General features: G+C 67.3%; 19 protein-coding genes. 13 read left to right on the plus strand and 6 right to left on the minus strand.

What is annotated here, in order from left to right:
• Positions 1-106 precede the first annotated feature (106 nt).
• Complete coding sequence (locus tag CHB86_RS06455) at positions 107-805, minus strand: GntR family transcriptional regulator (RefSeq protein WP_089232182.1); 699 nt, start codon at positions 803-805, stop codon at positions 107-109.
• 197 nt (positions 806-1,002) lie between these two features.
• Here CHB86_RS06455 and CHB86_RS06460 point away from each other — a divergent pair, with 197 nt between their 5' ends.
• The 13 genes from CHB86_RS06460 (at position 1,003) to CHB86_RS06520 (ending at position 16,930) form a co-directional block, all read left to right on the plus strand.
• Entirely contained in the window at positions 1,003-2,298 is a 1,296-nt protein-coding gene (locus tag CHB86_RS06460; RefSeq protein ID WP_089232183.1) for a M20 family metallopeptidase, read from the plus strand.
• A gap of 63 nt (positions 2,299-2,361) precedes the next feature.
• The gene (locus CHB86_RS06465) at positions 2,362-3,207 is read left to right on the plus strand and encodes an ABC transporter substrate-binding protein (RefSeq protein WP_089232184.1); all 846 of its coding nucleotides are present in this window, start codon (positions 2,362-2,364) and stop codon (positions 3,205-3,207) included.
• 70 nt (positions 3,208-3,277) lie between these two features.
• Positions 3,278-4,006, plus strand: a complete 729-nt coding sequence (locus tag CHB86_RS06470) for an amino acid ABC transporter permease (protein ID WP_089232185.1) — start codon at positions 3,278-3,280, stop codon at positions 4,004-4,006.
• A 25-nt stretch (positions 4,007-4,031) separates the two neighbouring features.
• A complete protein-coding gene (locus CHB86_RS06475; protein ID WP_425445414.1) occupies positions 4,032-4,844 on the plus strand; it encodes an amino acid ABC transporter ATP-binding protein in 813 nt (270 codons plus the stop codon).
• A gap of 15 nt (positions 4,845-4,859) precedes the next feature.
• On the plus strand, positions 4,860-5,882 hold the full coding sequence (locus CHB86_RS06480) for a phosphotriesterase family protein (protein WP_141134832.1): 1,023 nt from the start codon (positions 4,860-4,862) through the stop codon (positions 5,880-5,882).
• Complete coding sequence (locus tag CHB86_RS06485; protein WP_089232188.1) at positions 5,879-6,775, plus strand: dihydrodipicolinate synthase family protein; 897 nt, start codon at positions 5,879-5,881, stop codon at positions 6,773-6,775. Before CHB86_RS06480 ends, CHB86_RS06485 begins: the two co-directional genes overlap by 4 nt.
• Before the next feature lie 5 nt (positions 6,776-6,780).
• A complete protein-coding gene (locus CHB86_RS06490; protein WP_089232189.1) occupies positions 6,781-9,606 on the plus strand; it encodes an FAD-dependent oxidoreductase in 2,826 nt (941 codons plus the stop codon).
• A 13-nt stretch (positions 9,607-9,619) separates the two neighbouring features.
• Complete coding sequence (locus CHB86_RS06495; protein ID WP_089232190.1) at positions 9,620-10,033, plus strand: DUF3830 family protein; 414 nt, start codon at positions 9,620-9,622, stop codon at positions 10,031-10,033.
• Between the two features lie 260 nt (positions 10,034-10,293).
• Entirely contained in the window at positions 10,294-12,189 is a 1,896-nt protein-coding gene (locus tag CHB86_RS06500) for a DUF2264 domain-containing protein (RefSeq protein WP_089232191.1), read from the plus strand.
• A 167-nt stretch (positions 12,190-12,356) separates the two neighbouring features.
• Complete coding sequence (locus CHB86_RS06505) at positions 12,357-13,451, plus strand: helix-turn-helix transcriptional regulator (protein ID WP_141134833.1); 1,095 nt, start codon at positions 12,357-12,359, stop codon at positions 13,449-13,451.
• Between the two features lie 322 nt (positions 13,452-13,773).
• Entirely contained in the window at positions 13,774-14,055 is a 282-nt protein-coding gene (locus tag CHB86_RS06510) for a hypothetical protein (RefSeq protein WP_141134834.1), read from the plus strand.
• Positions 14,056-14,266: 211 nt separating this feature from the next.
• Positions 14,267-16,162, plus strand: coding sequence for a DUF3604 domain-containing protein (locus tag CHB86_RS06515; protein WP_245837782.1), 1,896 nt, complete (start codon positions 14,267-14,269; stop codon positions 16,160-16,162).
• Between the two features lie 201 nt (positions 16,163-16,363).
• A complete protein-coding gene (locus CHB86_RS06520; RefSeq protein ID WP_089232195.1) occupies positions 16,364-16,930 on the plus strand; it encodes an Lcl C-terminal domain-containing protein in 567 nt (188 codons plus the stop codon).
• A 47-nt stretch (positions 16,931-16,977) separates the two neighbouring features.
• Here the strand turns inward: CHB86_RS06520 and CHB86_RS06525 are convergent, their stop codons facing one another.
• From CHB86_RS06525 to CHB86_RS06545, 5 genes are all read right to left on the minus strand, one after another.
• Entirely contained in the window at positions 16,978-18,741 is a 1,764-nt protein-coding gene (locus tag CHB86_RS06525) for an FAD-dependent oxidoreductase (protein ID WP_089232196.1), read from the minus strand.
• Positions 18,738-19,406, minus strand: a complete 669-nt coding sequence (locus tag CHB86_RS06530) for a ferric reductase-like transmembrane domain-containing protein (RefSeq protein WP_089232197.1) — start codon at positions 19,404-19,406, stop codon at positions 18,738-18,740. Before CHB86_RS06530 ends, CHB86_RS06525 begins: the two co-directional genes overlap by 4 nt.
• Before the next feature lie 2 nt (positions 19,407-19,408).
• Entirely contained in the window at positions 19,409-19,624 is a 216-nt protein-coding gene (locus CHB86_RS06535) for a 4Fe-4S dicluster domain-containing protein (protein WP_089232198.1), read from the minus strand.
• Positions 19,625-19,932: 308 nt separating this feature from the next.
• A complete protein-coding gene (locus CHB86_RS06540) occupies positions 19,933-20,961 on the minus strand; it encodes a class 1 fructose-bisphosphatase (RefSeq protein ID WP_089232199.1) in 1,029 nt (342 codons plus the stop codon).
• A 135-nt stretch (positions 20,962-21,096) separates the two neighbouring features.
• Complete coding sequence (locus tag CHB86_RS06545) at positions 21,097-22,089, minus strand: D-2-hydroxyacid dehydrogenase (protein WP_089232200.1); 993 nt, start codon at positions 22,087-22,089, stop codon at positions 21,097-21,099.
• Positions 22,090-22,093 lie beyond the last annotated feature (4 nt).

The following is a 22,093-nucleotide window of genomic DNA, read 5'->3' on the forward strand; positions in this document are numbered from 1 at the left end:
CGCCAGCCAAGCCGATGCGTGCAATCACCAGGCTCCGCCCCGCATGCCCGATTCGCAGGCGTTCCGCACCCTCGGCGCTGCGCCTGCGAGGTCGGACTCAGGCATTTCAGGCGATGGTTTCGATCGCGAACTGGAACAGCGAGCGGATATGATTCGCCACCGCCTTGCGCGCCGCCTTGGCATCCCGCGCCTCCAGCGCGTCCAGGATCTCGGCGTGCTGTCGGGAATCCGGCTCCAGCCGTTCGTAGAGACGGTCGATCTCGAACATCTTGGTACTGGCGCGCAGCCCGTGGATCAGTTCCGCCATGACCTTGTTGCCGCAGTTCTCGATGACCAGCCCGTGCACCTCGTCGTCCGAGCGCCAGTGCGCCAGCATGTCATAGGGCCGGCGCGTCTCCACCGCCTGCAGGTTGGCCCGCGCCGCCGAGATAGCCTCCCGATCCACGCGATCGACGCAGAGCGCCGCCGCCTCGCTTTCCAGAAGCTCCCGCACCTTCAGGCTCTGCAAATACTCGCGCAGCTCGACCTTGCGCACCTGGAACGAGCGGTTGGCCGACTTCACCAGCACGCCCTCCGCCTCCAGCCTCTGGAGCGCCTGCCGAAGCGGGGTTCGGGAAATGCCCAGCTGGTCCGCCAATTGCTGTTCGACGATCAGGCTCCCCGTGGCGAGCTCCCGCCGCTCGATCATCTCCGAAATCGCGTCATAAGCCTGCTCTGAAAGAGTGCCCCGCCTCGGGAAGGCCGGGGCAATGGTGGCTTTTGCGGAATCGGGAGCGGTGTCGAGCGCGGGCGTCTGCTTCGTCATGTCGTCAACTTTCCAACAATGTCGTCACGGCAGGCACAGCGCCGGGTCCGCGATGACAATTTCATCGTTTTGAGCACGCTTCTCATCCCTGGCCTCTCTTATTCCATGGATACAGAACAAAATCTATTGCGCTCTTTCGGTGTACGGTCTGTTATGCATTGTATACCGCCGGAACACGGAACTGCAAAGGATCAGTCATGAGCGACACCGCCGCCCCCGAGGCCGACAGCCAGAGCGCCATCACCTTCCTGCGCGAGCTGATCGCCGCACAGCCGCGCGGCGAGCACGCGGTTCAGCAGGTGATCGGCGCGCGGCTGGCGCAGGCGGGTTGCAAGGTGAGCCGCCATCACTATGACCCGGCGAGCGTCCCCATGAAGGGAGAATTCGCCGCCGACTCCTCCCGCAACCCCGAGCAACGCAGCGCGGTGGTCGGCACGCTGGAAGGTCGGGACGACCTGCCGAGCCTGCTGATCTTCGCGCACCCGGACGGTGAACCCGTCACCGATGCCGATCAATGGACCCATGACGCCTTTGCCGGGGAAATCGACGGTGGCCGGCTCTATGGCTGGGGCGTTGCGGACGACCTTGCGGGCTGCGCCGCCGCCGTCCTGGCAATCGAGGCCGCGGCCGCGAGCGGCCGGCCGATGGGGCGTGCGGTCTTTGCCTCGACGCCCTCCAAGCGATATGCCCGCGGCGTCGCCGCCCTGCTCCACGACGGGCTGACCGCCGACGCGGCACTCTATCTGCACCCGGCGGAATCCGGGGTCGGCATGCGCGAGATAAAGGCGCTGGCATCCGGCCAGCTCGAGTTCCGCATCACGGTCACCGGCCAGGCACCCGACACCACCGAACCCGGGCAGACCGCGTTCTCCCACCTTGCCGCCAACCCGGTGGACAAGGCCATTCTGATCCACGGCGCGTTGATGGCCCTGGCCGAGGATCGCGCCAGACGCATCCGTCAGCCGCAGATCGAGGCGCGGGTCGGACGGGCCACCAACCTCCACATCTCCCGCATCCAGTGCGGCCAGATGACCAAGCTCGCCCGGATCGCCGATGAATGCGTGATGGGCGGAGCCCTTTCCTTCCCGCCGGGCGAGACGCTGGCGGAGGTGCAGGCCGAGGTCGAGGCCGCCGTCGCCCGCGCCTGCGAGGCCGATGACTGGCTCAGGGCGCACCCGCCCAGGATCGACTGGCTCACCGGCGTCACCGGCGCCCATGTCCCCGAGGAACATCCGCTCTTCCAGGTGACGGCGCGCTCCGTCCGCGAGGTCACCGGCGAGCAGCCCTACGTCAACGCCATGCACACATCGAGCGACATCCGCAATCCGCCGGTCGAGGCCGGCATCCCCTGCGTCGCCTTCGGCTGCCTCTGCGGCGATCTCAGCCAGAACGAGAAACGCGACGAGTGGGTCGATGTGGCCGACTTCCTCCGCATGGTCGACGTCACCACCCGCGTCGTCACCGGCTGGTGCGGCGGCGCCGGCAAACCCTGATCCGAAACACAACAGAAAGGCCGGTCAAGCGGCCCCGCTTCACTTCAACAGAGGACCTTCACGATGATGAATACCAAAGCGACCCGGATGGCTGCGACCGTCCTTCTGACCATGACCGGCGGCGCTGCCGTTGCACAGGACTGTCCGACCGGCCTGCCGGTGGTGGAAGAAGGCAAGCTGGTCATGTCGATCAACGCCACCATCCCGCCCAAGCAGTACATCGACGCCGACGGCAACATCGCCGGCCTGCACCGCGAGATGGGCGACGAGATCGCCAAGCGCCTGTGCCTCGAGCCGGTCTACCAGAACGTCGACTTCGCCGTGCAGATCCCCGGCCTCGACGCCGACCGCTGGGACATGATCAACACCGGCCTCTACTTCACCGACGAGCGCGCGGGCTTCATGCAGCTGGTGCCCTACTCGGTCAACGCGCTGGCGCTGATCTCCGCCGCCGGCAACCCGCTGGGCGTGAGCGAGCCCAAGGACCTGGCCGGCCATGCCGTCGGCGTCGAGATCGCGGGCTTCGAGGAGAAGAAGCTGAACGAGATCAACGACGCCCAGGTGGCCGAGGGGCTGGAGCCGATGGATATCCGCGCCTTCAACACCTACGGCGAGACCTTCCTCGCGCTCGGCGGCGGCCAGATCGATGCGGTCTTCGCAGGTGACGCGATCGGCTCCTACTACCAGGAGAAGGGCCAGTTCACCAAGGCCGCGACCGGCCTCTATCCCGGCACCCCCGGCGCCTTCGCCTTCGACGAGCCGGACCTGGCGCAGGCCGTGGCCGATGCGCTGAACGCGATGAAGGCGGACGGCACCTACGATGCGATGATGGAAGCCTACGGCACCACCAAGATCGACGTCTGGGACCGCTGGCCGGGAGAGTTCACCTATTTCTACACCGGCGACTGATCGCTTCGGACAACTGATCGAAACGCGGGTGGCGCGGACGCGCCACCCCATACCCTGAAGGGGGGTTCTCATGTCCTGGAGCTGGGACCATTTCATGCGTTTCCTGTTCAGCGATTACATGCTGCACGGGGTCTGGACCACGATCTGGCTGTCGATCGTCGCCATGGTGCTGGGCTGTTCGCTCGGCGTCGTCGTGGCCTTCATGAAGATGTCGAAGACCTGGATCCTCCGGCAGATCGCGAACGCCTACATCTGGGTGTGGCGCGGCACGCCGCTGCTGGTCCAGATGGTCATCATCTACACCGTGCTGCCCAAGGTCGGGATCCGCCTCGGCGTGGTCGAGAGCGCCATCGTCGCGCTGTCGCTGCACGAGGCTGCCTATTTCGCCGAGATCGTGCGCTCGGGCGTGCTGTCGGTGAACCGGGGCCAGAAGGATGCGAGCCGCGCGCTCGGCATGACCTGGGCGCAGCGGATGCGCTACGTCATCATCCCGCAAGCCACCCGGGTCATCATCCCGCCGCTCGGAAACCAGTTCAACCTGATGATCAAGACGACCTCGCTCGCCTCCGTCATCTCGATGGAAGAGCTGTTCCGCCGGACCCAGCAGCTCGCGCAGCTCGAGTTCAAGGTGCTGGAAGCCTACATGTGCGCGGCTTGCTGGTACCTGCTGATGACCACGGTCTGGGGCCTGATCCAGAAGCAGCTCGAAGCACATTACGACAAACCCTTCGGACCGGTTTCCGATTCGAGCGAAAAGAAGTCCGATCCGGTCCTGAGCGGCCAGGCGGCCCAGGTCTGACATGGGAGACGAGGACATGACCCGCATGGAAGCAGACGTCGTCCCCGCCGCGCCGGCCAAGCCGCGCGAGCTCGGGCCGCCCATCGTCGAGATCTGCAACGTCGAGAAGCGCTTCGGCTCCAACCACGTCCTGCGGGACGTGAGCCTGACGGTCCGGCGGGGCGAAGTGGTGGTGATCGCCGGCCGCTCCGGCTCCGGCAAATCGACCCTGCTGCGCTGCATCGATCACCTGGAAACCATCGAGGGCGGCACTATCCACGCCTGCGGCGAACTCATGGGATACCGCCAGGATTCCATGGGGAAGAAGACCGAGCTGAGCGACCGGCGCGTCGCCAGGCAGCGGCGCAACATGGGCATGGTGTTCCAGTCCTTCAACCTGTTCCCGCACCTGAACGTGCTGCGCAACATCACCATCAGCCCCGTGAAGATCATGGGAGAGGACCCCGCCAGGGCCGAGGCCCATGCCCGCGAACTGCTGGAGCGCGTCGGGTTGCCCGACAAGGCCGAGGCCTATCCCAGCCAGCTCTCCGGCGGCCAGCAGCAGCGCGTTGCCATTGCCCGCGCCTTGGCGATGCGTCCGCAGGTCATGCTGTTCGACGAGCCGACCTCGGCGCTCGATCCCGAGATGATCTCGGAGGTCCTCGACGTGATGATCGACCTGAGCCGCCAGGGCATGACAATGATCGTCGTGACCCACGAGATGGGCTTTGCCCGCGCCGCCGCCGACCGGGTGCTGATGATGGCCGATGGCGTGATCGTCGAGGACGCCCCGCCGGAAGAGTTCTTTACCAATCCGCAGAGCGAGCACACGCGGCTCTTCCTGTCGAAGATCCTGTAGCGAGAGGGCGGCGTCGTGATCCGGACGGTACTTGGCGACGTGTCGGCAGACGCGGTCGGGCCAGCGCTCATGCACGAACACCTGCTGTTCGACATCGTGCCGCCGCAGGCCGACGGCGACCGCGACGCGGAAATCGCCATGGAGGATCGCTGGCAGGTGGATTACCGCTCCAACGAGACCCCGGCCAATGCCCTCCAGACCGACGCAGAGGTGGCGGCGCACGAACTGGCGTTCTACGCCGCCGACGGGGGCAGCCTCGTCGTCGACCAGAGCGTCCATGGCCTTGCCCGGGACGCCGGGGGGCTGGCCCGCGCGTCCCGGGCCAGCGGCGTGCATGTCGTGGCCAGCGCCGGCACCTACGTCGAGGCCTACGTGGATAGCGCAACGCGCACCCTGAGAGCGGCGGCACTGGCCGATCGCTTCACGCGGGAGGTGACGGAGGGGCTCGACGGCACCGAGATCCGCGCCGGGCTGATCGGCGAGATCGGCTGCTCCTGGCCGCTCACCGGATTCGAGACCCGCGCGCTCGAAGCCGCAGCCGAGGCACAGCGGCGCAGCGGAGCCGCCATCAGCGTCCACCCTGGCCGTCACGAAACGGCCTGCTCCCGGATCCTCGACATCCTCGCGGCCAGCGGCGCCGACCTCTCGCGGGTGATCCTCTGCCACATGGACCGCACCCACCCCGACGGCCATGGCATCCTTCCGCTGCTGGAGCGCGGCTGCGCGGTGGAATGGGATTTCTTCGGCATCGAGCAATCGCATTACTGGATGACCGACGCGGTGGAGCTTCCGACCGATCTCGGCCGCCTTCGCCTGATCCGGGAGTTCGACCGGCAGGGATTTGGCGAGCAGATCGCCATTTCCCATGACATCTGCACCAAGACCCGCCTGCGCCAATGGGGCGGGCACGGATACGGACACATCCTGCGCAACGTCCGCGCGCTCATGCTGCGGCTGGATTTCCGGCCGCCCCTGATCGACGCGCTGCTGCGCGATACCCCACTCAGATTGCTGAACTTGAAGGAGACCCCGCAATGAAGACCGGCTTCCGCGGTACATTTTCCGTGATGGTCACCGCCTATGACGACGCGGGCGCTTTCGACCCCGCCCGGATGGCACGTTTCACCGACTGGCAGGTGACCGAAGGAATCCACGGGCTGATCCCGCTGGGCTCGACAGGCGAGTTCCTGTCCCTGACGGTGAATGAACGCGAGGCGGTGGCGCGCTGCGTCGTCGATACGGTGGCCGGCCGCGTTCCCGTGCTGATCGGCGCCGGTGCGGAGCGGACCGAGGACGTGATCGAGAACTGCCGCATGGCGGAGGCGGTCGGCGCCGACGGGGTGATGATCATCCCGCCGTTCTACTCGACCCCGACCGAGGATGAGCTCTATCGTCACTATGCCCGCATCAGCGAAGCGACGGACCTGCCGATCATGCTCTACAACAACCCGGCCACGGCCAATGTCGACCTGACCCCGCCCATCGTGGCGCGGCTCTCCACGCTCAAGGGGGTCGACTACATCAAGGAAAGCACGATGGATGTGACTCGGGTGCGCGACATCGTGGACCTATGTGGTGACCGGATGTGCGTCTTTGGCGGGATCATGGGGTTCGAGAGCTTCGTGAACGGCGCGCAGGGCTGGGTCGCTGTCGGCTCCAACATCCTGCCGCGGGAATGCGCTCGGCTCTTTACCCTGACGGCCGACGCAAAGGATTACGACGCCGCGCGCGAGATCTATGCGCGTATCCTGCCGGTGATCCGGCTGGTCGGCGGGCATCGCTACGTCTCCGCCACGAAGAAGGCGCTGGAGCTGATGGGCCTGCCAACGGGCGATCCGCGGTCCCCGCGCCTGCCCCTGCCCGAGGCGGACATGCCGGAGCTGCTCGCTGCGCTGAAGGCGGTGGGCCTGCTGGAAACCGCCGAGGCCTGAGCTTCATGCGCTTCACCTGGAATGGCGCGCCGCTGGAGGCCCGCCCCGGCGACAGCATCGCGGCCGCGTTGACCGCGGCGGGGATCCGCAAGCTCGGCTCGGGTTGCGCCGGTCAGGATCGCGCGATGTTCTGTGGCATGGGGGTCTGCCAGGACTGCGCCGTCCAGGTGGATGGTCAGGTGGGCCGGCTGGCCTGCATGACCAAGGTCGAACCGGGCATGGACGTCCACCAGCAGGACGACCTCACCACTCTGCCCGGCCGGTGGGCCGGAGAGGCGACCCCGCCGACGTCCCTGACGGTGGACTGCGTGATCGTCGGCGCCGGGCCGGCCGGCCTGCGCGCCGCGCTGGCCCTGGTGCAGGCGGGCTTGCGCGTACAGGTGCTCGACGAGCGCGACGCCGCGGGCGGACAGTTCTACAAGCCCCGCACCGAAGGCTTTCGCGCCGACACGCCCCACGGCGCGCAACACCGCGCCGGCACCGCCCTGCGCGCGGCGATCGAGGCCGCAGGTGTACCAGTCGCGCAGGGGCAGATCGTCTGGCATGCCCGCGCGGGCGAACAGTTCATCCTGCGCAGCCACGGGGAGACCGGTGGCCTCGAGATCACCGCGCGCACCGTGCTGCTGGCGACGGGAGCATACGAACTGCCGCCGATGGTGCCGGGATGGACGCGGTCCAACGTCCTCAGCATCGGCGGCGCGCAGACGCTTGTCCGGCGCTACGGCGTGCTGCCGCCGGGCCCCGTCCTGATCGCCGGGAACGGCCCCCTGGGCTGGCAACTCGCGGACGAGATCCTGCAACTCGGCGGCAAGGTCGCGGCCCTCGTCGAGCGGGCCCGGCTTCGCGACCCCGGCGCGGTTCTGAGGGCTGGAATGGCCTCGCCCGGCTTGATCCTGAAAGGCGCGCAGCAGAGGCTCGCCATGGCCCGCGCGGGCGTGCCCGTTCTGACGGGCTGGGAGGTGACGGAGATCACGGAGGCAGGGGCGCTTGTCGCGCCCGTCACCGGCGGAGAGTCCCGCATGATCGCGGCCGGGACGGTTTGCATCGGCGAAGGCCTTGCTCCGCAGCTCGACCTGGCGCGCCTGTTGGGGGCAGACCTCTCACCGGATCCGCGCAATGGGCTGCCCGTCCCGACACGAACGCCGGACGGGGCCACCTCTGTTCCCGGCCTCTGGATCGCCGGCGATGCGGGCGGCATGGGAGGTGCGCCCGCCGCTGAGGCCCAGGGCGCGATGGCGGCCGCGGCCATCGCGCGCCACCTCGGGCTCGAAGCGCCGCTGGCCAGTGCCGGGAGGCTGCATCGGGCACGGCGTTTTCAGGCCGCGCTCTGGGCACTCTTCGACGCCCCCCGCCGTGCGCCCTGCCCGGACACAACCATGATCTGCCGCTGCGAGGCGGTCGACGCGGGGCGGCTGCGGGCGGCGATGCGCGACGGCGCCTGCGACCCCGGCGCCCTCAAGCGGGCGACCCGCATGGGCATGGGGCGCTGCCAGGGGCGGTACTGCCTGCCCGCCGCGCAGCGGCTGCTGGCCGAGGCCGGGCAGCCGACCGGCCCCGAACGGCTCTTCGCCCCGCAGGTCCCCGCCAAGCCGGTGCCCGTCTCCGCCCTCGGCATCGAGAAGCCGGAATGGGGTGGCCACAGGGAAAGCGCCCCGGCCGCGCGCCCCGGCACGCCGCCCGAAACCCCGCTGGCACAGGAGACAGCCGACCTCGTGGTGATTGGCGGCGGCATCACCGGCATCTCCGCCGCGCTCTTTGCCGCCCGCGACGGCGTGCGGGTCACGGTGCTGGAGCGCGGATGGCTGAACGCGGAGGCGTCGGGCGGCAACGCCGGCAGCCTGCATCTGCAGCTGCTGTCCTGGGACTTCGGCCAGAAGGCCGTGGGCGGCGGGGACCTCCAACTGCGCACCCTGCCCCTTCAGCAGGAATCCATCGCGCTCTGGGCCGACCTGCAACGGAGCCTCGGCGCGGATTTCGAGATGGCGACCACCGGCGGCCTGATGGTGGCCGAGACCGAGGCGCAGATCCCGTTCCTCGAACGCAAGGCCGAGGCCGAAGCGCGGGTCGGCATCCGGACCGAGATCATCGGCGCAGACCGGCTGCGGCAGATCGCGCCGGAGATTTCCGACCGGATGGTCGCCGCCGCCTGGTGCCCCGGCGAGGGCAAGATCAACCCGCTCGCCGCCTCGCTGGCGCTGATCGCCGAGGCCCGCGCACGCGGCGCAGTGTTCGAGGAACAGGCCCCCGTCACCGCGATTGCGCGAGATGGAACGGGCTACGCAGTGCAGACACCGCGCGGGACTATCCGCGCGCCGCGCATCCTGATCGCGTCCGGTGGCTGGTCGTCGCAGATCGGCCGCATGCTGGGTGCGGAGATCCCGGTGAAGGGCGCGCCGCTGCAGATGGTGGTCACCGAGCGCACCGCGCCGATCCTGCCCTGCCTCGTCGCCCATGTGGACCGTCACCTGACCATGAAACAGACCCGGGCCGGCACGATCCTGATCGGCGGCGCCTGGACTGCGGAGACCGGCCCTGCCGGGCAATCCCGCGTGCTGCCATCCAGCCTCGAAGGCAACCTCTGGGTCGCCGCCCGGACGGTCCCCTCGGTCGGTGGCCTGCGGGTGCTGCGCAGCTGGGCCGCGATGAACATCGACATCGACGGCGCGCCGCTGATCGGCGCCCTGCCCGGCCACCCCGGCATTACCGTCGCCGCCACCGCCAACGGCTACACGCTCGGCCCCTTCATGGGGCGCGAAGCCGCGGCCGCCGCGCTTTCCGGGCAGCTCCGGCAAGACCTCGCGGCATTCTCCTTCGAACGCTTTCAATCCTGAAGAAAGGCAAACCATGACCAAGCTGAAGATCCATGCCGGCCCCTACGAGTTCGACGCCGTGCTCGAGGAGGAGGCCGCGCCCAAGACCTGCGAGGCCTTCCGCAAGACCCTCCCCTACACCAGCCAGATCGTCCACGTCCGCTGGAGTGGCGAGGGCGTCTGGATCCCCCTCGGCGACCACGATTTCGGCGTGACCTACGAGAACCACACCTCGCACCCCGCGCCGGGCCATTTCATCCTCTATCCCGGCGGCATCTCGGAAACGGAGATCCTGCTGGCCTATGGGGGCGTGGATTTCTCGTCCAAGATGGGCCAGCTTGCCGGCAACCACTTCATCACGATCACCAGCGGCCACGAGAACCTCATGAAGCTCGGCAACCTGGTGCTGTGGGAAGGGGCCAAGGAAATCCGCTTCGAGCTGGCCTGACCCTCCGGCAGCGCGGCGCAGGGCATCCTAAGCGTTGCCCGCCGCTCCAACGGGCGGCAGGCCCTTTCATAAACCCGTTCCGGGGCGCCCCGCGTCCCGGAGTCGCGCGCCAGCCCCCCGTTCCGAGCCTTGTTGCCACCCGGTCGCAGGCATAAGCGTCACCTCACCTGACGGTCCCAGCCTTTCCCCGCCCCGGCGCGCGTGCGCAGGGCCGTCGACGGCATGAACTCCGCGCCGCAACCACTTCAAAAGGTGAGCAGATGAACGAAGCCTACATCCACTTCGAGCAGACGACCCAGAAGCTCGTGCGCCCGCTGGTTTCGCTCATGCGCCCCGGGGAAGCGACGCTGCCCATCGCCGGCCCCGCGAGCGACCACGACCAGATGGCCGACGAACTGGAGAGCTTCGCCCGGCCCTGCCTGCTGATCTCGCTCTGGCTGCAATCGACGCCTGTTCCGGCCGACCGCGACGAGATCGGGCTCGACCGGGAGCAGGTGGCGCAGTGGATGCGCGCGGCGCTGCTGCTCGGTACCGATCCCGAGAGTCCTAAGTTCTGGGGTCACCTGCGGAACTTCCATCAGCACGGCGTCGAGATGGCGATCATCACGATGTCGCTGGAGGTCGCCAAGGCCCAGCTCTGGGAGCCGCTCTCGCAAGCCGAGAAGGCCCAGGTCGCCGCGTGGTTCGGTGCCATGCGGGGCAGCGCTCGCTACTGGAACAACCACCTGTTCTTCGGCGTGCTGACCATCGAGTTCCTGCGAAACAACGGCTTTGCAGAGCCGGAAGACGGCGCGCTGATCGAGCACATGTTCCGGCAGCTCGAATGCATGCACCAGGGCGGCGGCTGGTTCATGGACGGCTCCAACCAGAGCTTCGACTATTACAACGCCTTCGCCTTCCACACGTATGGCATGTGGTGGTCGCTGAAATACGGTCACAACGACCGCGCGCGCGCGGATCGGTGGCTCGGATGGGCCAGGAGCTTCGTGAAGGATTACGCCCATTTCTTCGCCGCCAGCGGACAGCACGTCGCCTATGGCCGGTCGATCACCTACCGGTTCAACGCGCTCAGCGTGTTCGGCCTCGCCGCGCGGCACGACCTCGGCGTCCTTCCGATGGGCGAGATGCGCCGGATCTGCCGCAAGAACCTCGAATTCTTCATGGATCAGCCGATCACCCAGGCGCAGGGCTGCCTGTCCATGGGCTGGACCGACGAGTTCCAGGAGATGGTCGAGCCATATAGCTGCGCCGCTTCGCCCTACTGGGCCTCCAAGGGCCTGCTGTTCATGATGCTTCCGCCCGCGCATCCGTTCTGGACCGACGAGGAACAGCCCTACCCGGCCGAACGCGGCGATTTCGCGCATGCCATCGAGACACCCGGCTTCGTCCTGCGCGGCATCGGCGGCGAGGTCGAGCTGCTGAACGCCGGCTCGGCCATCGCCTTCGGGAGCACGAAGCGCTACGGCTCCGCCAACTGGGGCCGCGCCAGCTACCGCACCGGGCACGGGTTCAACATCACCTACGATCCCGCCTTCACCCCGATCGACGCCGCGCTGACGGTGCTCTCCTCCGACGGCAAGCAGCGTTACGGACGGAATTCCACGTTCCCCACCCATGTCGGCACCGATCACCTGTCCTACATGTACAGCTACGGGCTGCGCGAGGATCCGTTCATCACGCAGATCAAGACGACGCTGTTCTGGAACGGGAACTGGACGTTCTGCCTCAACCGGATCGCCGCGCAATCTCGGTCGGTCTTCAGCTTTGGCGGACATGCCGTCGCCTCGGCGGAAGCGACGGCGCTGAGGTCGCGGGCGCACGACCTCTTCGGCACGGCTCATTCGGCGGACCGGTCGGTCGCCCTGCAGGGGCTCGTGGGCTTCACCGGTCTCGTTTTCGAGGAGCGGCTGAGCGATGCCACCCCGCGCGTCAACATCCGGCGGCCGTACCACATGGTTCCGGTCCTGACCTCCGACGAGATCGCGGGCGAGCGCCTCACCCTCGCTGCGCTCATGTGGACCGGCACCGCACAGCAGGAAACGCGCCCCTGGACCCTCAGTTCCGCGGCAGAGGGCAAGTGGGTGCTTTCGCAGGACGAGCATCCGGATTGGGAGATCGCCCACAGGGATCTGCCGTCGGTTCCGGGCGTGGTCTGACGCTTTTGGGATGGGAGCTGTCGCGACGCAGCCGGACGGCTGCGCCCCGGCGGCGAAACGAGCGCGCCCCCCTTCTGTCCGGGCTTGCGACCTCGCAATCGCAAGCATCAGGCCAACCCTCACGGCCCCCCAGCGCCACGAAAGCCAGAGATCCCGCCGCAAGGAACTTGCGCGAGATCAATGACAACCGGCCCCGTCGCCCTATCTTTTCGCGTGGGGAGAGAGGGACAGAGCCTATGGCACGCAAGGGAGAGCGAGCCGATGACGCCCGGACGGGCGTCAATGCTGCGATTTCGCGGCCTCCAGATGGTGTGTCCACATGGGAGCGTACCGAGATCCGCCAGATCGAGGATCTGGGCGATGCCATCAAGGATGCCGGCTTCGAAGCGATCCAGATGCCGCCGCATCCTGTCAAAGGCAGTATCGTCTTTCGGGAGCAGGACGACATCCGTTTCAGCTGCGGCAGGATCTTCGGACATGTCTGCATCAGTGGCGCTCTGCCCGAGAACAGGATTTCCCTTGCCGTCGGCCTACGCATCGCCCCCGGATCCCGGCTCTGGCACCAGGAGATCCACACCGGCGTTCTCGTAGTCCTGCGCCCCGGCGACAGGCAGCAGGCCCTGTTCCTGCCCGGCACGCTCTATGCCGCCGTGACGATGCCACAGGACCGGCTGATGGAAGTGGCCGCGGAGTTCGGGCTGAGCATCGACGAACGGGCGATCCGGGAAACCGGGTTCAGGAACCCAGTATGCCCCACCCCGAATGCCGACGCGCTTTGCCGTGCGATGGACGACATTCACGACGGCGCACTGCAGGCACGTGGTGTGGAGGAGAGGCTGTTGGGGCATCTCGCCCACCAGGTCTCCCGAAACACTGCCCCTCTCGTCCGCCCGGATCACCAGCGCGGCCATACGCGGATCGTCTCGCGGGCCTGTTGCTTCATCGATACGCAGTTCGACAAGCCCCTGACCGTCGACGACGTCGCGGACGCGGCGATGACTTCGCGCCGGACCCTTTACAGGGCGTTCCGGGAGGTGATGGGCCAGCCGCCGCATGTCTACCTGCGGACCATGCGGCTGCACCGAATGCGGCAAACGCTCTTGCGGGCAAGCGACGGCCGCATGTCCGTCACCCGGGCCGCCACCATCTCCGGACTGGACCAGTTCGGCCGGGTGTCCGGGAGCTACAGGGACCTCTTCGGCGAACTTCCCTCACAGACCCTGGCGGGCGCGTTGCGACTCCAGTCTGCTGAGGCCGACTGACCCGCCTCCGTTCCCGGCGGGAACTCCGCAAGCCGACACTTTTTGGCACGATTTGAATAGATCGGCGGGTGTCACGTGCCTAAGCTGGCCCGGCGTGTCTTGGAGCGACGCATGCGGGAGCGTACCGGGTTGGGAGAGGACCGGAGCGCCGAGGGCCACGCAGGGGGAATGGCTTGGCCACGTGAGATCATCGCGACATCCTGACTCGACGCGGCAGTCCCGCCTTTTGCCGCAGCCACAGCCGTTCCCCCCTCACGTGATGCCGCACCGCGCGCTCCAGTAGCCGCAGCGGGATCACTTCACCAAAGGGGGAGATGCAATCATGAAACCTGTTCGCCTTCTGGCCATGGCCGCGCTGGTCCTGACCGCCGGCGCAGCAAGTGCCGAGACGATGTCCACGGTCGTGTGTGAGGACATAAAGGTGACGATCGACGAGAAGCAGACGATGGAGATCAAGGCAGTCACAGGCGAGGAGAACTTCGCCCGGGACGTCTGCGCCGTGATCGGGGACATCGACACCTCGAACCTGTCCGATCCGATGGACGTCGACATGACGTTGTCGAACGGAAACATGTACAAGGTCACGCTCGAAGCCGCCGAATAACCGCTGCCCTCGTGCGGTTTACCACCCGCGCAGCCCGTGATCTTCGGAAGATCGGCCTGCGCGGGTGGCTGTATCGCAGATACCCTCGCGTGCCGACATGATGCTTCCGACACGGCTCGAGTGGCGCAGACGGAGTTCAGACACGTCCATAGATCCTTTTCCGGGATGGAGATCACTCATGATGAAGGACATTTCTATCAATCCAGGATCCATGACCCTGCGACTCGCGGCCTGTCTCGCGGCGCTTGGCATGGTGACGGCCGAGGCACAGGAATATACGACCGAGCAGGAAGACACCGAGGCGGTGCTCGCGCCGGACGGGTTCTCGCCCTATGCCGGGCGGAACTTCCCGCAGGTGCCGCTCTGGGGCGATTCCCACCTTCACACCATGGTCTCGGTCGACGCCGGCACGATGACCCGCCTCACCCAGGAGCAGGCGTTCCGCTTCGCACGCGGCGAAGAGGTGACGACGACCCACGGGCTGCGGGCGAAGCTGTCCCGCCCGCTCGACTGGCTCGTCGTATCCGACCATGCCGAGATGTACGGGCTGATGCCGCAGCTTCTCGCGGGCGACGGCCAGGTGCTGGCCAACGAGCAGGGCAGGCTCTGGTACGAGGCGCTGACCTCGGGCGACCCGCAACTCGCCTTCGACACCGCGATGGAGATCGTCGCATCGCTCTCCGACGACACCCCGCCGATCGACAACCCCAAGGCGATCAAGCACGCCTGGGAGGATTACACCGCCCTGGCCGACAGCTACAACGAGCCGGGGATCTTCTCGGCGATCATCGGCTACGAATACACCACCGAGGGCGCCAACAACCTGCACCGGAACGTCCTGTTCCGGGATGGCCGGTTCCGCGCCAACCAGACGCTGCCGTTCTCGCAATACGACAGCAAGAACCCCGAGGACCTCTGGGCCTATCTCGCCGATTACGAGGCCCGCACCGGCGGCGAGGTACTGGCGATCGCCCACAACGGCAACCTGTCGAACGGGCGGATGTTCTCGTTCAATGCCTATGACGGGTCCGAACTGACCGAGGAGATCGCCTCGCTTCGCGCCCGGTTCGAGCCGCTCTACGAGGCGACACAGATCAAGGGCGACGGCGAGGCGCACCCGTTCCTCAGCCCGGATGACGAGTTCGCCGATTTCGACACCTGGGACGCGGCGAACCTGAACGGCACCGAGGTGAAGGAGCCCGAGATGCTCGCCGGGGAATACGCCCGCGAGGCGCTGAAACGTGGCCTCAGGATCGAGCAGGACCTAGGCGTGAACCCGTTCAAGTTCGGCATGGTCGGCGCCACCGATGCGCACACCGGCATGGCGACCGCGCAGGAGGACAACTTCTTTGGCAAGCACTCCGGCGTCGAGCCGGAGCCGGGCCGCTGGGAGCATGTCGTGATCGAAGCGCCTGATCCGGACCTGACGATCTATGGCTGGAAACAGGCCGCGGGCGGGCTCGGCGCCGTCTGGGCGCGGGAGAACACGCGGGCCGCGATCTTCGACGCAATGATGCGCAAGGAGACCTATGCCACCACCGGGTCGCGCATGTTGGTCCGGTTCTTCGGCGGATACGACTTCACCGATGAGGATACGCTCAGCCGGCTTCCGGCCGATCTGGGATATGCCAAGGGCGTTCCGATGGGCGGCAACCTGAGTGCTGCGCCCGATGGCGAGGCGCCGAACTTCCTGTTCGTTGCCCTCAAGGATTCCATCTCCGGAAATCTCGACCGCATCCAGATCGTCAAGGGCTGGATCGACGCCAATGGCGAGACGCAGGAGAAGATCTACAACGCAGCGTGGTCGGGCGACCGGGAACTCGATGCGGACGGCAAGCTCCCCGAGGTCGGCAACACGGTGGACGTCGCCAACGCCACCTGGACCAACACGATCGGCGCGCCGGAACTGATCGGGGTCTGGGAAGACCCGGATTTCGACCCCGCTCAGCCCGCGTTCTACTATGCCCGGGTGATTGAGATCCCGACGCCACGCTGGACAGCCTACGAGGCCAAGCGGTTCGGCATCGAGATGCCGGACGAGGTGCCGATGATCACCACCGAACGCGCCTATACCTCGCCGATCTGGTACACGCCTGCGGCCGAGTGAACCAACCGGAGCCGCGACGCGTACCTCGCGCCGCGGCTCCGGGTCTTCGCTGATCTCCAGCGCCCACAGCCCGCCGCACGGTCATGCGGTGGCATGCATCTCCCTACTCTCTACACATTTTGAATCGATTTTCGGATTGCCTGCCGTACCGGCTTCAATGCGACGCCGGCACGGTCGCAGAACCGAAGGGATCGAATACGGATGATCAGGCTCGATGTCGCCTCGCGGACCGGCGCCCGTGCAGAAAGCTTGGCTCGGGGGCACAGCCCCGCCCGCACGGCGCTTCTCTGTGATGCCGAGACGGGCCTGACCTGGACACTCGCCACCTGCCCCGGCCGGCTCGACTGGTACGACGCCCTTGCCTGGGTGGCGGAGAACAACACGGACGCCCGCTTCGGCTTCACCGACTGGCGGCTCCCCAACGCGGCCGAACTGGCCCACGTCAAGCGGCGTTTTCCCGGCATCTTCCCGGACAGCGGCGCCAGGATCATCACCCTTTTGCCGGAGGCCATGGCGGCCGAACCGGCGCAAACACCGCTCCAGACCTCTCCCACTCACGGACCCCGGTTGCAGAATGCGGCAGGCAAGCCCGCAGGCGACCGGGTCGAACATCTCTGGAGCCCTGTCCAGGGCGGCCGCGCCCCCCGAACTCCAACAGCGGCCGACCCTGGACACGTGAACACCCCAAGGCCGCACAGCCCGATCGGCCGCCGGATCTTTGACCGGGTGCCACTGGTTCGCACGACCGGCGCCCTCGATCCGGCCTGATCCATTGCGTGGCGCGCGCCTCCCCATCGCGCGCCACGCAATGCGACCTAACCCAACGACGGCCATGCGTCGAAAGGCTGCTTCGCCAGCGTCATCTGCCCGTCCTCGCCCCGGTGGATCGTGATCCAGGCACGCCAGTTCTCGTCATCCTGGTCCGGGTAATCGAGGCGGTAGTGGCTGCACCGGCTCTCGGTCCGCATCAGCGAGGCCCGCAGCTTCATCTCGGCCGAAACGATCATGTTCGCCGTCTCGTGCGCCAGGCGCAGCTCGTGCAGGTCGCCTGCGCGCAGCATCGGCACATGGTGGTCGCGCAGTTCCTGCACATAGGCCAGCGCGGCCCGCATCAGGCTCTCCTTCTTGATGTAGAGCACGAAGTTGGGGATCATGACCCCCTGCAGCGTCTGGGTCACCCAGGCCGGGCCATAGCCCTCCTTGCGCGTGAGCGGCGCAAGCATCTCGGCGCGGATCGCGTCCAGCCGCCCCGAAGGCACCTCGGCAAGGTCGACCCCGCGCGCATATTCCGCAGCCGCCTCTCCGGCAATCGCCCCCTGCACCGCCGACCCTGCCAGCGAGGAACCGATCTGGGTGTAGATACCGCCCGCCATGTGCGAGCCGAGCGCGTCCCCGGCGGCGTAGAGCCCCGGAACCGTCGAGGCTCCGCGGTCGTCCACCGGCACCAGCCCCTCGGACTTGTGGATGGCCATGCCGGCGGAGGCGCCGCCCATCTGCCCGCCCTGCATCGGCCCCGGCCCGCCGCCCTTGCCGCCCGGCGGCGGCGGACGCCGGTCCATGCCGCCGCGCTCAGGCGGGCCGCCTTCGTCTCCCGGCCTTCCCGGCCTACGGCGAAACTCTTCGGGCGTCACCGGCCCGCCGCTGACCCCGGCGGTGTCGATGCTGCCCGGCGGGCCGCCCGCCAGCGGATTCCCGGTCCGGTAGGCGGCATAGTTCATGTCGACCCCGAGGTCGTGGTGGATCTCCACCCCGTTGGTCCCGGGCACTCGTTCGAACATGTCGCCCCAGGCGTCGAAACAGGCGGCGGGGTTCGTGGAACGGGTGACATGGCCGTCGTTCCATTCCTTCCCGGTCACCCAGGCGCCGATGCGGTAGGCCATCACCGTGCCATCGTGCGTCAGGTCGCAGACCGGGAAGCCGTTCGGCTTGAAGCCCCCCGCCCCGGTGCAGAGCACCACGGCGCGGGCGCGCAGGGTGATGACCTCGCCCGCGCCATCGAGACCGAAGCCCGCAGCGCCGGCGATCCGCCCCTCCTCGCGGATCAGGTGCGTGATCATGACCCGCTCGAGCCGCGCGATGGCGCGGGCGGCGATCGGCTTGAGGAACGGGCGATGCGACAGCGTCTGATCGAAGAAGCCCCAGTCGCGCAGCTCTCGGGCACGCTCCAGCGCATGCTCGGCCAGTTGCCGCGTGAAGACCGGGTTGTTGGTGCCGAGCGCCGAGCGCGAAACGGAGTCCACGAAATCGTCGATGCTGCCGCTCTCCGTCTCCGGATCGAAGACGAAGAACCCTTTGGCAAAGGGCGTCATGCCGGAAGCGCCGAGCCGCCCCTTCGAGACCATCAACACCCGCGCCCCGGCATCGTGGGCCTTCACGGCAGCGAACAGGCCAGCCATGCCGCCGCCGATCACCAGCACATCTGTCTCATGCGCGGTTCCCACAATGGCGGCGGCGTCGATCCCGGGCCGGTTGGTGGCCCAGCCCGCGCCCATGCCGGCTGCGGCCAGTCCGGTGGCCGCGCCTGCAAGGCCAAGGAAGGTGCGTCGGCTCGGCTGGTGGAAGGGATCTCTCTGGTTCATGACGGAACTCCGGGAACACCGCGCGATTGCCGCGGGCGGTCGAGCAGATAGAGGCGAAGCAGCAAGGCGAGCCCCACCGCTGCCAGGACTAGGAGAAAGCCCCCCAGCAACAGGCCGGTGTGCCGTCCCAGTTCGATCGCGTGCCAGAGCCCGACCACGACAAAGCCGACCGCCAAGCCCCCGTGCAGGGAGCGCCACGACCGGTAGCGGAGCCCGCGACGCCGGATCAGCCGCATCCGCCCGTAAGCGGTGGCAACAAGCAGCACCATCGACGCCCAGGCAGCGAGCCCCAGGACCACGCCGAGGCTCTCGAACTGCGTGAGCAGGGTCACCAGCGCGTCGAGGGGCCGGACCCCAGCCTCGAGATAACGCGGCAGTACGATCAGGCAGGGATGCACCGCGAGCAGAGCGATGGCGCAGTAGCCAACGACCTTGTGCACGCGTTGTACCGCAGGCGCCTTGAACAGATGCATCAGGACCGGAAGGCTGCGCGCGAGGAAAAACTGCGCGACAACCGCGACGAGCGCCAGAACCGTCAGTATCGACAGCCCCTCCTTCAGCGACGAACGGCGCGGTACGTCGGCCGCGACGTAGAAGGCAAGCGGCAGGACCGCGAACAGGGTGATGGCCGCGAGGAGCACAAGGGCTTTGGGATCGCGTTTCATGCTCACCCCCAGGCAAGGATGACGGGAATGGATTTCTCCGGCGCCATCTCGATCGCATCGACCGGGCAGTACATCCGGCACAGGTGACAGATCTGGCAATCGGCGGGATAGGCGATGACCGCCTTGCCGTTGCCCGGGTCGAGGCGAAGAACGTCGCAGGGGCAGGATTTCACGCATTCCCCGCAGCCGATGCAGCCGTGAATGCTCTTGATCGTCATGGTCGGAAGAACCTCCGGAACGTCGCGTGGACAGGCGGCGCCGTTCGGAGACTTCAGAAGGATGCAAGCATGCGCACTGGCCGAACGGCGCCTCGGGGCGAGTCTGGCCAACGAATGTGCAGCGAGGACGAAGTTTGGAAGGCCAGGACAACAGCTTCGGGCGCCGCCGCAACACGCTGAAAAATCGACGATTATTGGGATCTGAAGAATGAAGCCGCGCGCAGGATGCCGCGCCCGCGGGCAATGCCCACGGGTTCTCCACAATCTGCGCTGCGAAATGCCGGAGGTGGCGCGTCAGCCGGCGGCGGTCAGTCTGCCGCCGCGACTCCGTCCATCTGGGTGTGGTGGTCCTCGATCCGCAGGACTTCGGAGCGCGAGCCAAGGACCACGGGCGTCCGCTGGTGGATCGAGGTCGGCTGGACTTCGAGGATCCGTGCCCGGCCGGTCGAGGCGATGCCTCCCGCCTGCTCGATCAGGAAACCCATCGGGTTGGCCTCGTAAAGCAGCCGCAGCTTGCCACCGGTCGCCCGGTTGTCCCGGTCTTCCGGATAGAGGAAGACGCCGCCGCGCGTCAGAATGCGGTGGATGTCGACCACCATGGACCCGCTCCAGCGCATGCCGAACCGCTTGCGCCGCGGCCCCGCCTCGCCTTCGAGGCACTCCTCGATATAGCGCCGCACCGGCGCGTCCCAGTCGCCGAAGCGAGAGGCGTTGATGGAGAATTCGGCGCTTTCCTCGGCGACCTTCATGTGGCCGGAGACGATCCTGAATTCCCCTGTGCCGAGGTGGTTGACGAATTCATGCACCCCGTGACCGAGCGTGATCACCAGCGTCGTGGCGGGGCCGTAGATCGAGTATCCGGCGCAGATCTGCTCGGTGCCCGGGCGCAGCACGGAGGCGACGTCGCCGGCCTCGATGGCCTCGGGCAGTTGCACGATCGAGAAGATCGAGCCGACGGAGAGGTTGACGTCCAGGTTGGACGAACCGTCGAGCGGGTCGAAATAGACGATGTAATCGCCTGCCGCCGGGCTGTCCTTGAGCCAGATGACCTCCTCGACCTCTTCCGAGACCAGCGCCGCGACCCGGCTGCAGTTGCGGATATGGCTGACGAACTGGTCGTTGGCGAAGATATCCAGCTCTTTCTGGGTCTCGCCCTGCACGTTCTTGGACGCCGCGCTGCCGAGTGTGCCGAAAAACGCCCCGTTGCGGATCGCGAAGGAGATCTCGCGGCAGGCGGTGGCGATGTCTTCGAGCAGGAAGACGAGATCCTTCTCGACCCCATGGGTGCGGTATTCCTGCAGCAGGAAACGGCGGAGGGTCAGTCGGTCGTAGAACATGGTGGCTCCTTTTCTGGAGGCAGGCCGCCCTGGGGCCGGCCGCGTGATCGATAATGACCCCTCGCATCAGCCTCGGGGCGCAAGCGGCGGAAAGCAAGATAAATTTCCGCGCCGGCGAAAACCGGCCCGGAGGCATCACGCCGTGTAGATCGAACCGGCCGTGAGTTCATTTCTCAGCGGCTCGCCGGCCAGGAAACGGCAATAGTTCTCGGCGATCAACTCGACCGCCCTTTCGTCGCGGTCCGGCTCGCGCGGAGAGGTATGCGGGGTGACGATGACGTTCGGCAGGCGCCAGAGCGGACTTTCGGCGGGTAGCGGTTCCTGCGCGAACACGTCGAGCCCGGCACCTGCGATCCGTCCGGTCTCAAGGGCGCGGATCAGGGCGGGCTCGTCAACCACGTTGCCACGCGCGATATTGACGAGATGCGCGGTGGGCTTCATCTGCGCCAGTTCCACCACGCCGATCATCCCGTGCGTCGCGTTGGTCAGCGGCACCGCCAGCACCACGTAATCCGACCGGGCCAGCATGTCCCCAAGGCTCCCGCCCCGCTCCTCGCAGTAGATCTCGTGAACGGCGGGGACCGCCTCGCCGTCGCGGCGGCGATAGCCCAGCACGTTCATCCCCATCGCCTCGCAGCGCACGGCCAGCGCCTTGCCGATGTGACCCAGCCCGACGATCCCGACGGTCTGCTTGTAGAGGCTGCGCAGGTGCTGGCGGCCGGACTTCTCCCATGCCCCGCGCCTCTGGCTGTCGAAGAGGTCCATCGCCCGGCAGGAGAGCGCCAGCATGAAGAAGAGCGCATGCTCGGCCAGCGTTTCCACCGAGTAGCCGGCCGAACCAGAGAGCCGGATACCGCGCTCCAGGATCTCGGGCCGCGCCACACGGTCGAGCCCGGCATGGGTGATGTGAACCCACTCGAGCCGGCGTCCCTTGATCTCCCCGGGCGCCGGAAGCTCGGCCAGGATAGCGACCTCGGCCCGGTCCATCGCCTGTTTCAGCCCGTCGAGGTCTCCGGTCGCGACGCGGATGACGGTCGCCGGCGCGAAGATCTCGCAGATCCGTTCCCACAGCACACCTTCGTACTCCACGTTGGTGACGACGTCGGTGATCCGGTCCCTGTCTGCCATGCTG

Origin of the sequence: Tropicimonas sediminicola (assembly GCF_900188335.1) — a bacterium.
Taxonomy (GTDB): domain Bacteria; phylum Pseudomonadota; class Alphaproteobacteria; order Rhodobacterales; family Rhodobacteraceae; genus Tropicimonas; species Tropicimonas sediminicola.

Excerpts from the sequence above, each read along its gene's own strand:
- CHB86_RS06500 (WP_089232191.1), top strand. The coding sequence starts at position 10,294 with ATGAACGAAGCCTACATCCACTTCGAGCAGACGACCCAGAAGCTCGTG.
- CHB86_RS06490 (WP_089232189.1), top strand. The coding sequence starts at position 6,781 with ATGCGCTTCACCTGGAATGGCGCGCCGCTGGAGGCCCGCCCCGGCGAC.
- CHB86_RS06515 (WP_245837782.1), top strand. The coding sequence starts at position 14,267 with ATGACCCTGCGACTCGCGGCCTGTCTCGCGGCGCTTGGCATGGTGACG.
- CHB86_RS06460 (WP_089232183.1), top strand. The coding sequence starts at position 1,003 with ATGAGCGACACCGCCGCCCCCGAGGCCGACAGCCAGAGCGCCATCACC.
- CHB86_RS06530 (WP_089232197.1), bottom strand. The coding sequence starts at position 19,406 with ATGAAACGCGATCCCAAAGCCCTTGTGCTCCTCGCGGCCATCACCCTG.
- CHB86_RS06510 (WP_141134834.1), top strand. The coding sequence starts at position 13,774 with ATGAAACCTGTTCGCCTTCTGGCCATGGCCGCGCTGGTCCTGACCGCC.
- CHB86_RS06540 (WP_089232199.1), bottom strand. The coding sequence starts at position 20,961 with ATGTTCTACGACCGACTGACCCTCCGCCGTTTCCTGCTGCAGGAATAC.
- CHB86_RS06535 (WP_089232198.1), bottom strand. The coding sequence starts at position 19,624 with ATGACGATCAAGAGCATTCACGGCTGCATCGGCTGCGGGGAATGCGTG.
- CHB86_RS06545 (WP_089232200.1), bottom strand. The coding sequence starts at position 22,089 with ATGGCAGACAGGGACCGGATCACCGACGTCGTCACCAACGTGGAGTAC.
- CHB86_RS06495 (WP_089232190.1), top strand. The coding sequence starts at position 9,620 with ATGACCAAGCTGAAGATCCATGCCGGCCCCTACGAGTTCGACGCCGTG.
- CHB86_RS06465 (WP_089232184.1), top strand. The coding sequence starts at position 2,362 with ATGATGAATACCAAAGCGACCCGGATGGCTGCGACCGTCCTTCTGACC.
- CHB86_RS06470 (WP_089232185.1), top strand. The coding sequence starts at position 3,278 with ATGTCCTGGAGCTGGGACCATTTCATGCGTTTCCTGTTCAGCGATTAC.
- CHB86_RS06525 (WP_089232196.1), bottom strand. The coding sequence starts at position 18,741 with ATGAACCAGAGAGATCCCTTCCACCAGCCGAGCCGACGCACCTTCCTT.
- CHB86_RS06520 (WP_089232195.1), top strand. The coding sequence starts at position 16,364 with ATGATCAGGCTCGATGTCGCCTCGCGGACCGGCGCCCGTGCAGAAAGC.
- CHB86_RS06485 (WP_089232188.1), top strand. The coding sequence starts at position 5,879 with ATGAAGACCGGCTTCCGCGGTACATTTTCCGTGATGGTCACCGCCTAT.
- CHB86_RS06475 (WP_425445414.1), top strand. The coding sequence starts at position 4,032 with ATGGAAGCAGACGTCGTCCCCGCCGCGCCGGCCAAGCCGCGCGAGCTC.
- CHB86_RS06455 (WP_089232182.1), bottom strand. The coding sequence starts at position 805 with ATGACGAAGCAGACGCCCGCGCTCGACACCGCTCCCGATTCCGCAAAA.